The sequence below is a fragment of the Bacillus sp. AFS077874 genome (genome assembly GCF_002566505.1).
Taxonomy (GTDB): Bacteria; Bacillota; Bacilli; order Bacillales; family Bacillaceae_G; genus Gottfriedia.
The window spans coordinates 1-14,285 of sequence record NZ_NUYF01000012.1 but is presented as its reverse complement, the minus strand read 5'-3'; the positions used below and the strand labels follow the sequence as shown (position 1 = coordinate 14,285).

Genomic DNA, 14,285 nt, shown 5'->3' with positions numbered 1-14,285 from the left:
TTCTCCTCCTGATAACTACATACTATTTATAGGCTACATTCTAGTAATTTACTAAATTAGTGAGATTAAATGAAATTGTAATACTAAAAATTGAAATAGATTAGTATTATTATGTCTTCCAACTTTATACTTAAAATTTGAATATAATTGAGGCACCATCAAAAAGTTTGAAGGTGCCCGGTAACTATAAATAAAAATTATGAAATTACTAAGCCAGAACCTGCAACTTCATTGGAAACTTTTGCTATTACTTCAGGTGGAATTTTGAAGAATATTCCGCAAGGATCACTATGAACCATCGCTACAATGTATCCCATATTATCGACATTCACCTCAAAATCAGCAAATGTACTAGGAAGACCAACTTTTTCACGTAAATTACGGATAAATAAAACAACTTCTGCAAGGCACTCTTCTGGTTTTTCCGGTATATCTTTTAGACCTAAAGCTTGTGCAAAACCATGAATTCGTTTCAAATAATATGGTGCTAGTGATTCCATTACATTTGGTAATAACACTGCATTTGCTAGTCCATGTGGAATTCCAAATTTCGCTCCAAATACATGAGCTATATTGTGAACTGGAATCGCATTTACTGAAAGACTGAAAGCAGAAATTGCCATCGAACTAGCCATTAACATATTTGATCGTGACGCAAGGTTATGCCCTTCATGAACAGCAGTAGGTAAATTATCTACAATCATACGAATTGCTTGAATTGCATATGCATCCGTCATAGGATTCGCCTGAGGTGAGAAATAAGCCTCAATTGCATGAGTTAATGCGTCAAATCCTGTAAACGCTGTAATTTTTGGTGGTAAACCAACTGTAAGCTCAGGGTCTAAAATCGCCATATCAGGGCTAATGAATGTATTTAGGATATTTGTTTTAATTCCTAATTTTTCATTAAGTACTACTGCGATTGGAGACACTTCTGCACCAGTTCCAGCTGTTGTTGCGATTGCAACGTGTGGAATTGGAATATACTGAGCTTCTGGCCAAAATTCCATTAAATTTCCAATAAGAAGCTCTTCACGAATATCATGAACCTTATTATGTAGCATCCATTTAATCGCTTTAACTGTGTCTAAAACACTTCCGCCACCAACAGCAATTAATGAATCTCCATTACATTCTTTAAAGAACTTAGCTCCGCGGTTTATAATTTCACCTTTTGCATCCTGTTCAATGTCCTCAAAAACTCCTACTAGCTGTACTGTACTAGGAATCGCTTCAAATAGTTCCTTAATTTTATCTGTAATTCCCGCTTGAGTTATTCCTTTATCAACGTAAAGAACTGCTCTTTTACCACCAAGTCCTTTTATCATTTCTGGTAACATTGAGCGAGCTCCAGCCCCGCTGTTTACAACTGTACGAACCGAAAACTGAAAAAATGACGTTATCATGGGATCACCTTCTCTTTTCTATTATGTTTTTTATTAGTCTTACTGAATTAATCTATTTTTTTATATTAGTAACTTTTAAATCTAGTTTTTATAATAAGATGCCATACCAAGGTTTTTGGCTTAATTCCGGAGTAAGTGAACAATGAACATGCTTTACTTGTGTGTACTCATCTAAAGCATAACGGCCAAGTTCACGCCCAAAACCACTTTGTTTATATCCACCAAATGGTGCATCACTTCTTAACATATGCCAGTCATTAATCCAAACTGTTCCTGCTTTTAATTCACGAGAAATTTTTAGTGCTTTATTAACATCTTTTGACCAAATACCGGCTGCTAATCCGTAAATTGTGTCATTCGCAATTTCGATTGCTTCTTCAACCGTAGAGTAGCGAATCACGCAAAGTACAGGTCCGAAAATCTCTTCTTGAGCAATTTTCATTTTATTGTCTACATCTGCGAAAATAGTCGGTTCAATGAAATAGCCATGTTCATAACCTTCGCCCGTTAATCGTTTTCCTCCGCAAACTAAACGAGCACCTTCTTTAATTCCAGTCTCAACATAAGATAGCACTGTATCAAGTTGTTGCTGAGAAGCCATTGGCCCCATGCCGTTTGCCATATCAAGCTGGTTCCCAATTGTAATTGAAGATGCTAAATTTGCTAAGCGCTCAACAACTTCATCATAAATCGAATCATGTACTAAAAGGCGAGTTCCAGATTCGCAAAGTTGTCCAGAATGTAGACAGAATCCGAATAAGCTACCTGGAATAGTAATATCTAAATCAGCGTCTGGTAAAACGATAGAAGGTGACTTTCCACCTAATTCAAGTGTAACTCGTTTTACTGTTCCAGAAGCTAATTGCATTATGCGTCGTCCAACCTCTGTTGATCCAGTAAAGGCAATTTTATCAACCTGTGGATGTGTAGCTAGTACTTCACCGACAGTAGCTCCAGGTCCAGAAACAACATTAAAAACTCCAGCCGGAATTCCAGCTTCAGTAGCTAATTCTGCTAATTTCAAAGTAGAAAGAGGTGTATTTGAAGCTGGTTTAATAACGATAGAATTTCCCATTGCTAGGGCAGGTGCAATTTTCCACATTGCTAAAAGCATTGGAAGATTCCAAGGTGTAATCGCAGCTACAACACCAATCCCTTCACGCCATACTTGATTATTGCTTGGTCCTGGAAAAGGCAGTACTGGCAGTGACTCAACAAATGGATACTCAATAGTAAATTTGGCTGTCTGCTGAAGTAAATCTACTAAATATAAAATATCTAAATTTGAAATTCGTCTTACAGTTGCACCTGAGCTAATAGCTTCTAAGAATGCAAGTTCTTCAGAATGTTCGACAATCTTATTCCCAAAATTAACTAAGATCTGAGCTCTTTCTTTTGGTGATTTTTTTGACCAAATTCCTGAATCAAAAGCATTACGAGCTGAAGTTATAGCTGCTTCAGTATCTTCTCTTCCAGCTTTAGCTACCAGAGCGACTACTTCTCCAGTTGCTGGATTTTTCACACTAAACGTTTCACCACTTTTTGCTGGTGTCCATTTACCATCAATATAAAGCGGAAATTCTAATACTTTTACAGTCGTTTGCATTTAAAAACCTCCTAAAAATAGTTTTATTAATATTAGATAAATAGGATTTATAGTAACACCTTTTCCTTCGAATTGGCCTTACCTCTTAATTAGAAAAAATGGTAGATCATTAGGGTATAACGATATTAGGTAATGGATCATGTTCTTTCCCCTTTTTAAATGAATTAAGATAAATTAAAATGACCTGGTTCCACAGACTGTTTATAGCCAAGAAAACGCTTGCAAAAACACATAAAAATTTTTAGAATATAAAATTAGATGAAAGTTTTTTTAGAATTTTAATTAAATTTAAAAATTAAGAATTATCTGAATTAATTGTATAACGTCACAATTACTTAGTAAAATTAAGGTTTGTAATACCTGGTTCACAATTACTAATATCTAAATTTAGAGGATTTTATTATTCTCAAATCGAATTTCTAATATAGTAATCTATATACTAAGGTGGTCATCCTATGCACATACAAAAGCTAAAGATTCTTTCTGAAGTTGCTAAAACGGGCTCTTTTTCTATAGCTGGTCAGAATCTTCATATAAGTCAATCTGGTATTAGTCAGGATATTAAAAAAATAGAAGATGAATTAGGTATAAAAATTTTCGATCGCACTCGTTATGGGGTTGTTCAATCATATGAAGGAACTAAAATTGTAAAAAAAGCAAATGAAGTTTTGTTAAAATATGAAGAATTGATCGAAGAGGCTAGAAAAATTTTGGATATACACTCTGGAAATCTCAGAGTGTCTACAATACCTGCTTTTATTACTTATTTGTTGAAACCATTAATGGAATTTAAAAATTTATATTCAAATTTAACGATAGAGATTTCAGAAAATATAACTGAACTGACAGTTGAATCAGTTCAACAGAATAAAGCTGATATCGGACTGATCTGTATATATGAAGATATTTTAAAAAATATTGAGCATTTAAATTTCGAAAGTATCGCTGAGGGAACATTAAAGGTTTATGTAAGTAGTGATTCTCCTTTCGCTAAAAAGAAAAAAATAACACCAGAGGAAATCATTCAACAGACTGTAGTCTTATATAATGGAGATTATATTAAATGGTTTATCAATAATTTTCAAAATACTTTTGGAAAATTAAATATTTTATTGTCATCAAATCAAACGGAAGAACTATCTCGTTTAATCTCAAATGGATTAGCAATTGGGTTTGCCCCAGACTTTGCTACTAAAGCTAACCCTTATGTTATGGAAGGTAAAATCGTTGAAATTGATATTATCAATTATGAACCTATTAATGTAACGCTTGGCATTATTCAAACGAAGAATAGAACTCTTACAAAAATTGAGGAACACTTAACTCGGTTTATTAAATCTGAATTACAATATTATATAAATTAAGATTCGACTTCATATTCATAGCTAATTCACAACCTCAAATTGTATAATGCTAATAAAATGACAAGATGTCTCAAATGATACGAATCATTTGAGACATCTTCTTTTTTTAATTACATTGAACTACCATTACTTAACTTTTATAGTTCGTTTTACAGAATGACTTTTATTTCCAGCATTATCAATTGCGTATAGAGTAATAGTTTTTGTACCTTTACTTTGTTTTGGTAACTTCACATAAAATGTACCTTTACTTGATACTTTTGCTTTTGCAACAGTTTTATTCCCTATTGTTACAACTATTGTTGAATAAGCTTCTGCTTTACCTTTAATTTCCACACCATATTTGGAACTTACACTCAAGCTTGAGATGACCGGTGTATTTGGAGCTGTACGATCTAACACTTTTGTTTTAGATGCAGCGCTCTGATTTCCTGCAAGGTCTTTTGCATAGACTGTTAGAATTGTGCCTGCTTTTTGTTTACTTACCTTTATACGATATGCTCCCTTTGTATCTGCTTTTCCAGTTGCAATTATCTTGTTTTGATTTTTAACAATAATAGATGCGTTTGCTTCGCTCGTACCAGATATTGATGTATCGTTGTTATCAATCTGATTAATCCTTGGAGCATTAGGTGCCGTACGGTCTAATACTGTCACTTTTGATGCTGCGCTTGTATTTCCTGCTTGATCTTTTGCATATGCGATTAATGCTGTACCAGCTTTTTGTTTACTTATTTTAATTCGATATGCCCCTTTTGAATCTGCTTTTCCTGTTGCTAGTACTTTATTTTGTACGCTAATCGTAATCGATGCGTTTGCTTCGGTACTTCCTGATATTGATGTATCATTGTCATCAACTGGATAGATCCTTGGTGCATTAGGTGCTGTACGATCTAATACGATTACTGATTTACTTTGTAGTCCTTGGACATATACCGTTAAAACTGTGCCAGCTTTTTGTGGACTAATCTTTATGACAAATTTTCCATCAGCATTTGTTTTTCCAGTTCCTACTACAAGTTCTTTATTTTTCACAATAATATTTGCATTGGCTAGCGTAGTTCCTGAAATACTTGTGTCATTGTCATCAATTGTGTTGATTGTTGATACTGGTGGTTCTTCATAATTTTGTCTTAATACTGTCAGATAAAATTCTCTCGTCGTGCTCGCATTTCCTTTCTTAATAGTTGCAGTTAACGTAACAGGACGATTACCAAGCTCAAATTTAGGTCTTGTTACTGTTCCATCATTTTTAATGAAAGAAGGATTACTTGAAGACCAACTAATTGTTGTATCATTTGTCCCTTTTGTTGGTAAATTCAAGTTAGATGTTACAGAATTTTGATCTGTATTATCGTTCTTAATTAAATTCCAAACGACTGATGATTTTGCTGCCAAAACGGCAGGTTCGTCATTATTATCTTGACTTCTTACAAAGAAATAGAACGTTTTTCCAAGTCTAGCATCACCTAATTTGATATAGGCGAATACTGAAATGTACTGATTTTGAGCAGGTCTTGTCACTTTCCCGTCATTTGCAATCACATCTGGCATGTCCGATTCCCATCGAATTTCGACACCGTCTTTTCCAAAAGTTGTCGGGAACGTTAAATCCTTTGTGACGTCCAAATCGCTTATGTTTTCGCCAAGTAATTTGTCAGTTGTTAACCCTTGATACACACGTAGTACCTTTGTTCGATCTGCGTGTTGTGTATCTCTTAGAACCGTTAGATGGAACGTTTTGTAGAATGTACCGCTGTTTCGCGTGAATTTTGCAACAAGCTCCACGTGTGCATCATCTTCGTCAAATAAAGGTAGGTACACGCGTCCTTGATTTGTAATATGCTTTTGATCATCAGAAGTCCATGTAATTACTGAACCATTTGATCCTCTAGTTGGTAATGATAAAGATTGCGATACATCACCTTGTTCTGTATTACCTGCTCGAATAACATCCCAAGTAATTGATGAAGAATCTTCAGCAACAGCCTGTGAATCATTTTGAGTTTTCGCATTCACTTTTAGGTTGAACGTCTTAACAGCAGTAGCAGCACCTACAGTTACAGTAGCTGTTAGTGTGATATTCGTATCTTTATCTGTTCGATATACCTTCCCATCATTTGTGATAATGTTCGGATCACTACTTTCCCAGCTAATTTCTGCTAGATTATTTTTATCATAGAAAGGTAGCACTAAATTAGTCATCACATTCGTTTGCTCTGTGTTACCACCTTTTATCTTGTCCCAATTCAACTGTTCCGCTGCTTTTGTTGCTAGAGGTTGATCAGCGGCTTCTGCAGCACCAAGACGATAGACTACCACATTGAAAACTAATGGATGGTTCCCTGCAAATGGGTGACTAGGGTTCTCACCGATTGTACTTCCACCATCTATTTCAAAAAAGTTTGCTCCCGGTTTTAACTCACCTGTTGGCATACTGAATGGTTTTACCCCTGGTTCATTGTTATATCCTGTTGGGATATTTCCGCCAGTTTCTTCGTTTAACCCATCGTCATATGGACCACTTCTCCATTCTAACGTTGGATCAAATAAGTTTTTATAGAATTTATCTTCTCCCTCTGCTGCTCGATTCCAATCAACCCATTCAGCATAGAAATTCATTCCAACCGCAGTTATCGACCCTTTTACATCATACGTTGAATCATAAGTAAAGAATGTTGCAGTACCTGTTGAATCAATAATTGCATTTTCAAATTTTACTTTTGGTATATACGGATTTTTGATGACAGGTACTTGGATCGTTGTCTCGTGACCTAAATAGTCAATCATCGTTACCGGGAACGTACTTTCACCTTCTGGTATACTGCCCGGATCATTATATCCAACAGGACTATTAAAGGCATATACATCTCCTAATGGCAAGTCCCACTCTGGTATAGCATTAGGATAATACGATGTTGCCGCTTTTCTTTGTTGATTTCCAACTAATAAAATTGGTGCTAAATCTGGATCCGCTGACCATGTTTTATTATTTCCATAAGGCGTAACTAGATAACCTCCAACCCATGGATCGAAACCTTCTACATGGTAAGTCTTATTGTAATGTAGTTTTATTTCTGGATTTCTACTTGCATCTTTATATGGAACAACCTCAATCCGAAGTTCAGTGTTTGTTTCCCCATTTTTTACAATTACTTTATCTGATGCAACATTTACATCAAACGTAATCGTGCTTGCATTTCCCATATAATCGGTAGTTGTCAGTTCGACTGAGTGATCACCATTTGCTAACACAACTGGATATCGGAACGTTTGTTCAGATCTATCTAAAGTTGTAATACTTCCCATCGATTTTTTAGTTCCACCATCAACAGCAACTTCTACTTTATAGCCTCGTGAATTTGCTATTTCATCTTTCACTGTCGTATTTAACATTAGAGAAACAGGATCTCCGCTCTTTTCTATAAAGGCTTTCATTTTATCCGCATTCACTGAAATCGTTGGTGCCACTGTATCTACGAATGTCTCGATACCAATAGCTGGAATTTCTGTATCATTCCAATGTTCACCATCAGCTAAACATACATACTTCACAACATACTCTCCTGCAGGTAAATCTTTTGGAACAGTATATTGTCCTTTAATCGAATACTCACTGTAATCTCCATATGCTGGTTTTTCCGTCATCACTTGATTTAGATCAAGATCGATTGGATCTCCAACAATCGTATTATTGTCGTAATAATCTTTTAAAAGGACAACTTGAATTTTTTTCACAGCACCTGTACGTCCAACTGCATTAAAGTTCAAACTAAAATTATCACCAGGTTTTACGTTAGCAGTCCAGTACATACTTGGAATGTTGTTGCCTAAAGTAGCTGAATACATATCAATCCAAACATGATTACTTGTTTTATTAACGATTACTGTATGATATTCACCAAAATTTCCAACTTTATCAATTGGAGCAATAGTGATGATGTTTCGTCCTTCATTTAATCCAGGTACTTTTAATTCATATGTGCCATCTGCATTATGCTTTACATCTGATTTATAAGTAGTAAATGGCTCGCTTCCATTTACGGCTAGATATACACTACCGTCAACATCACCAGCATCCCCATCATTCATTGTCCAGCGCACAGTATAGCTATCTGAATTTGTCACTTCAGGATGTGTTTTTTCATCATAATCCGCTGATCGTAATAAATTTAAAGTCGGTGCAGTTGTATCCTTATACATCGGTATATAAACAGTCGGTTGAGGTTTGGCATTCGGTGCATCTGCTGTTGCCGTAACCGCAAAGTAATACTGACCATCATGAACAGGTAGTCCTTGATTATATGCATACCAAACCCAGTTTGCTGAAATCTGAGCAGGTATACCACCTGAATATGGATCATTTTTGACATTCCATTCATCATCTGCCAAATGAGTCACAAGATTATGTTCTTTATCGACAACATCAATTTTCAAGTTACGTGCGCTTCGAAGTAAAGCAAGCGCAGGTACTGGGGAGAATTCAGGACCAAAAGCATAAAACTTGTCACCTAAAGCGATTTGAGCCGGTGTATGTGGTTTACCGAATACCTCCTCGTACCCAAAATAAAAAGGACCTGTTTGAATTGCTAATTGTGTCCCAAATCCTGACTGAGTCCACACATCTGTAGTATCTGGTGTATCGATGACTTTTGGCTCATCCCATTTCCCGAAAAAACCATTATATGGAACGTTTAATGTTGGGTTATTTGAATCTGTCGGAGTTAAATATATATAGCCCTCAACAAATGTATTTTTTACTGTAGCATCTGTTAAAGATAAAGTAACAGTTACTCGCTTAGTTGAATTTGCTGGAATTGTAATTTCTTTTAAATCAAATAATAATTTTGCATCATCTAAATATCGGCTACGAATGTTATCCGAATTTGTCTTAAGCTCGTCTTTTAAAACATCCGTCATCACAGTTCCATTTAATTTGTAAGTTACAGCTTTATCTGAAAGATTTGAAGCAGTTAGTGTAAATGTTGTATCTTTGCCTATTTCTTTCAAACTAATACTGCCAGTACCAGTTGAGCCGGTAACAACCACAGGTGTTTTTACAGCAAGGTCTGGGCGAATCATCCCTGCGCCCTGTCTTCTAGGCTGATATTCAGTCATATAGTCACTTCGGTCAATTGAATTATTACCATTGACATAATCTCTTTTTGCTGGAATCGACGTATTCATAATTAAATTCTTCGATAACCCCGCAAAAGCTCTTGTTCCCGGTTTAAATCCTTTATCAATTAAAGCTTGCATTACATCTGCAACTGCACCAGCTACGTATGGAGCTGCCATAGAAGTTCCATCTTCGCTCTCATAAGCATTGTGTTTATTCGTATCAGCAGTTCTAACTGATGATACAATCGCATGACCAGGAGCCATTACTTCTGGTTTTAATAATAAATCACTAGTTGTCCCCCAAGATGTGAAATCCGTTGGTTGTCCTGGGTTCGATTCAGCGAATGCAGAGCTTACTTTCTCGTCATTAATTTTAAACTTGATTGACTTCTGAGTTGTTGCATCTAGTGGTCCAATAACTGGTCCACCTCCACATGTGCTAAGTGGACCAATAACAGGGCCATCACCGCCACCACATGAAAGTATATCGTCTAATGCCTTTCCATCTTCATAACTAATAAATGAAAATGGAATTGTTCCGAATCCTTGTGGATCTGGTGCTGGTTGAGAAGAACTTCCGTTATAAACGATTACTCCAGCAGCACCTTTTTGTTTCGCATTTGCTACTTTTTCTGCAAAACTTATTGTTCCGCGCTTTATTAAAACAACTTTACCAGTCACATCTATACCATTGTAATCAGATGGTACGCCAATACGTTCATTTCCACTACTGTCTTTTCCTAGCGAAACTAATGTATACTCTTTGTTTTTGTCTGCTGGCCAATTCCAGTCATCTAGACCTTCCCCAGAAATATCATTATCAACTTCGTCTGTATGAAATTTATAGGTATGTTTCGATACAATATTATTTGCAGCCGCAACTGTAAATGAATCTGGATAAACACCTGGATTACCAATCTTATTTAAATCAGGAGTTTGTCCAATTTTTATTGTTTCACCCAGACCACCAGATCGATCTGAGTATGCATTAGATGCATTTCCAGCTGCAACAACGACAACATGTCCCTCATCTGTTGCATTTCGAATCGCTATTCCTAATGGATCGTTAGGGTCTCTTGTATCGAAAGAAGAAGATGAACCTAAACTCATGTTAATCACATCTGCTCCTAATGCAGAAGCATGATCGATTCCTTTAATAATATCTTCTGTTAATGCACCGGCTTGATGATCAGAGAACACTTTTTCAGCAATAATTTGTGCTTCTGGTGCAACACCTTGTATAACTGGGCCAGATCCAGCTGCAATTCCTGCCACGTGGACACCATGTGAGCTTGTTGCATTATTTGGATCTTCCACTCGTGGGATGATGTCATCATTTTGATCAGCCCAATTGTAGCCGTCTACTACTTTTAGTGAAGTTGTGCCATCTAGACGTTTAAATTTCCCCTTTTTAATTCTTGCTTTACTCATATCTTTCGGATCTGGGAATGCTTCATGCGTATAGTCAACGCCAGTATCAACTACTGCAATGACCATCCCTTCTCCTTTATAACCAATCGGTTTTCCTAATGAAGAACCATTCCAAAGATTTTTAATTCCTGTCAAATCATGCTGTTGATTAACAGCTGGTGTAAATGTTTGTTGTAATGTAACAGCTTGAACATCTGGTAATGATTTAATATAATCTATATCTTCGAATTTGATATTATCAATACTAAACCCTTTAAATATATTTTCAAATTCGTGCTTAAACTCTAGTTTATTACTACTCTTCGTTTTACTATTTGATAATTCACTCATGATTTGGTTTTTTGTCGTTTTAATATCTTCTTGAACACTAATTGTTGCATTGGTCACAGACATTTTATTGACTCCAATATGATCAGCTGCTGTCAACTCCGAAACCGTTTGACCTTTAAGCTGAACAATGACCGAAACCTTCTCATCTGGCTTACGCGCTTCTAGGTTCGACAATTTCGACATATCTGCTAGTTTCTTTTTCTTATCCCTTTCAACTGCAGCCTCAATACTCTTTTTACCTTTCTCATTCAAAGCATCCAGGTCTTTTTGAGACAAATTAGCTGAATTTAAGCTCCCTTTACCATTCGTAACAAATATTCCTGATTTTGGTTTGGATTCTTTTACTGTGAATGGATTTTTATGACTATTTTCCTCAGCAAATACAAAATTCATGTTTGACATGACAAGGCCGAAGACCGCCATATACGACATTTTTTTCAACAATCTTTTTCTATACTTCATATTTCCTCCCCCATTGACTGAACAATCTTTTAGTGAAGTTCACTTGCTCAAAACCTAAGTCAAAAACCAGATTATTAAGAATTTTCCCAATAATAAGACTTATAATTTTTATTGTACTTAGGCCTATATTCACTGTAAATTGGGGTTAATTTTTCGTTGCTCATGTAGATTATTTTAACAAGAGACCAATAAAGCTTCACTCCTACGCTCAGGTTTTGTAGTAAAATGTTGAAAATTGAAAGAAAATGTAGAATTAAGAAGTAAATAGAATATGAATACAAAAATTTCTTTTTTAAACTTGGGGGAATTCGCTAAATAAGATCGTCAAAAATTATATTGTCAATTTACGATCGTGATAAATTATTTTAGAATAGATTCGAATTTTGAAGTTTGAGCCTTTGAACTGTATGAATAGATCAAATATGTAAAAATGAGTGTTAACTGAACTGACATTGTGCATTAAAAAAAATCGACTATACAGCCGATCATGTTGTTCAACTAAAGCTTGCTTTAGTTACATAAGGAAATCTATTAAATTTATTTAAATATTATTTATCTACTATTAACCTCATAAGCTGTTCTAATTCCTGCTTCAATTGCCCCTTGCATCCATCCTGGTGTAGTAGATGAATGGGATCCAGCGAAATGAATTCTCCCTTCTGGCGTACTAATATATTGACCTAATTCTTTTATTTGATCGGGTTTAAACATGACAAATGCTCCTCCAGAATAAGGAAATTCATTCCAATCATGTGAATAGCCTATTAGAAACTCTGAAAACACTTCATCTCCAAATATATACGAAAGATCATTCAAGGCAATTTTTATACGTTCTGCCTGTGTCATATTATTCCAAATACTTGCATCATCTTCCCATGTGTAGCTTGCTAACATAATACCTGTGTCTAAAGACGTACCAGACTCATGGCTAGGAAAATACGAAAATTTAATTGGTAGATCAGTAGTTAATTTTCCACCATGAATTCCATATTTTTCCCAAAATTTAGTTTTAAATTGTAGAGCTATTTTAGTTGAATTTGCATAATGTATTTTTCTAATAACTTTCCTCTTTTCATATGAAATAGATTCAAAGGGAAGTAAATCTACAAAGTTTAATAAAGTAAAAGGAATTGTTGAAATAACAAAATCGCTAGTAAGTTGATGCTCTGTATTAAGAATTTGATTTTCAGTATAAATTGTTACGTTTGATTCTTGCTGCACAATTTTTTTTACTCTTTGATTCGTAATAATATAGTCTTTAAGTTGTGGTAAAAATCCATTTATAAGATGATCTGTCCCACCTGTTATTTCGTAAAGTTTAAGGTCTTTTGTTATTAGGATTAAAACTTCCCTTAATATGGCTGTAAATGCAAGTTCAGAAAATCCTTCTAATCCAACAAACGTTTCAATTAGATTAATAGCTTCAGTTGATAGTGATACACCAACAGGGTTATATTTCAAAAAGTTAGCCATTGAATAATGATCATACATATTAATAATGATTTCCCAATTTCTTTCAGGATCTTGATTAATAAAATCAATAACTGGACCAACTGCTAACAAAAGTAACTCTAATGCAGTTTTTCCTTTTTCACTAGGTAAGACATTAAAATTTAATTGGTCAGGATTAGCTTTATAATTTTTATCATTTGTTAATACGTTATTAACGTAAATTAAATCATTAGGGGTACTATTAACGAATTCATTAACTGGCAAATTAAATTTTTTTATATATTCTAAAACTAAATAGTGAAATGAGGGGATACGCATTGCCCCAAGATCTATATATTGATTATTTATAAAAGGTTCCCTTTTTGTGTAAATTCTACCCCCTATTCTGTTATTCGCTTCTATAATGGTAATCTGATGCCCTGCTTCTTTCAAAAGTGATGAAGCAACTAAACCTGAAATCCCTGCACCTATAATTGTAATATGTTTTGGTGAATTCGTTTTTTGTAATCCATTTTGAATTATGTAAATCATTTGCTCCATTGAAAGTAGTAATTTTTGAATCATAGATATCACCTCATCATTCGATAAAATAACTATCAATAAGATGTTATTAGTGTACAAGATGAAATAGAACTTCAGAGATAATATATCTATAATGATACAAAATAGTTGAACTCCACTTACAATTAGATCAAAAGAAATCTTAAAAAATGCTTTCTTTTCACCATTGAGCGAGGACTCAAGTAGCAATAATTTGACGGTTCAGAAAGCAGCAGTTAAAGCAGGATTAAATCGGACAACATTTTGGTTACACTATCGAGATATTCAAGAGTTATTAATGCAATTCACTGAAGAGATTAAAAATGACCTTGCAGGCAAAAGATTTAACAGAACAGCAACAACTAATAAAGTTACTTAATTATTTATATATCCAAAGAAAAAGCCGTTTTTTCTTTATAGAAAAAAGGCTTTATAATGACTATACTGTTAACGAATCAGAGCACATTTAAATTGTCATCTCTTCAAATAAAATAGTTAAAGAGTTAATGCTAAATGAAAATACTAAACTATTTGAAACTAATTTAATTTTTTAATGACAATAGAAGCGTTTAC

At 34.7% G+C, this 14,285-nt stretch carries 6 protein-coding genes; 2 read left to right on the top strand and 4 right to left on the bottom strand.

The window, feature by feature from the left end; genetic code table 11:
- Nucleotides 1–197 precede the first annotated feature (197 nt).
- On the bottom strand, nt 198–1,406 hold the full coding sequence (locus COJ46_RS12850) for an iron-containing alcohol dehydrogenase (RefSeq protein WP_097976106.1): 1,209 nt from the start codon (nt 1,404–1,406) through the stop codon (nt 198–200).
- Between the two features lie 88 nt (nt 1,407–1,494).
- The gene (locus tag COJ46_RS12845) at nt 1,495–3,012 is read right to left on the bottom strand and encodes an aldehyde dehydrogenase family protein (protein ID WP_098565990.1); all 1,518 of its coding nucleotides are present in this window, start codon (nt 3,010–3,012) and stop codon (nt 1,495–1,497) included.
- 455 nt (nt 3,013–3,467) lie between these two features.
- On the opposite strand from COJ46_RS12845, the gene COJ46_RS12840 reads away from it, so the two are divergent.
- Nucleotides 3,468–4,376: a LysR family transcriptional regulator gene (locus COJ46_RS12840; RefSeq protein ID WP_097976109.1), complete on the top strand. Its 909-nt coding sequence runs from the start codon at nt 3,468–3,470 to the stop codon at nt 4,374–4,376.
- Between the two features lie 126 nt (nt 4,377–4,502).
- Here the strand turns inward: COJ46_RS12840 and COJ46_RS12835 are convergent, their stop codons facing one another.
- Entirely contained in the window at nt 4,503–11,720 is a 7,218-nt protein-coding gene (locus COJ46_RS12835) for an immunoglobulin-like domain-containing protein (protein ID WP_097976111.1), read from the bottom strand.
- A gap of 552 nt (nt 11,721–12,272) precedes the next feature.
- Nucleotides 12,273–13,736, bottom strand: coding sequence for a flavin monoamine oxidase family protein (locus COJ46_RS12830; RefSeq protein WP_098565989.1), 1,464 nt, complete (start codon nt 13,734–13,736; stop codon nt 12,273–12,275).
- A 190-nt stretch (nt 13,737–13,926) separates the two neighbouring features.
- Here COJ46_RS12830 and COJ46_RS24495 point away from each other — a divergent pair, with 190 nt between their 5' ends.
- Complete coding sequence (locus COJ46_RS24495; protein WP_176522527.1) at nt 13,927–14,091, top strand: hypothetical protein; 165 nt, start codon at nt 13,927–13,929, stop codon at nt 14,089–14,091.
- The last annotated feature ends 194 nt before the right edge of the window (nt 14,092–14,285 follow it).

Excerpts from the sequence above, each read along its gene's own strand:
- COJ46_RS12830 (WP_098565989.1), bottom strand. The coding sequence starts at position 13,736 with ATGATTCAAAAATTACTACTTTCAATGGAGCAAATGATTTACATAATT.
- COJ46_RS12835 (WP_097976111.1), bottom strand. The coding sequence starts at position 11,720 with ATGAAGTATAGAAAAAGATTGTTGAAAAAAATGTCGTATATGGCGGTC.
- COJ46_RS12850 (WP_097976106.1), bottom strand. The coding sequence starts at position 1,406 with ATGATAACGTCATTTTTTCAGTTTTCGGTTCGTACAGTTGTAAACAGC.
- COJ46_RS12845 (WP_098565990.1), bottom strand. The coding sequence starts at position 3,012 with ATGCAAACGACTGTAAAAGTATTAGAATTTCCGCTTTATATTGATGGT.
- COJ46_RS12840 (WP_097976109.1), top strand. The coding sequence starts at position 3,468 with ATGCACATACAAAAGCTAAAGATTCTTTCTGAAGTTGCTAAAACGGGC.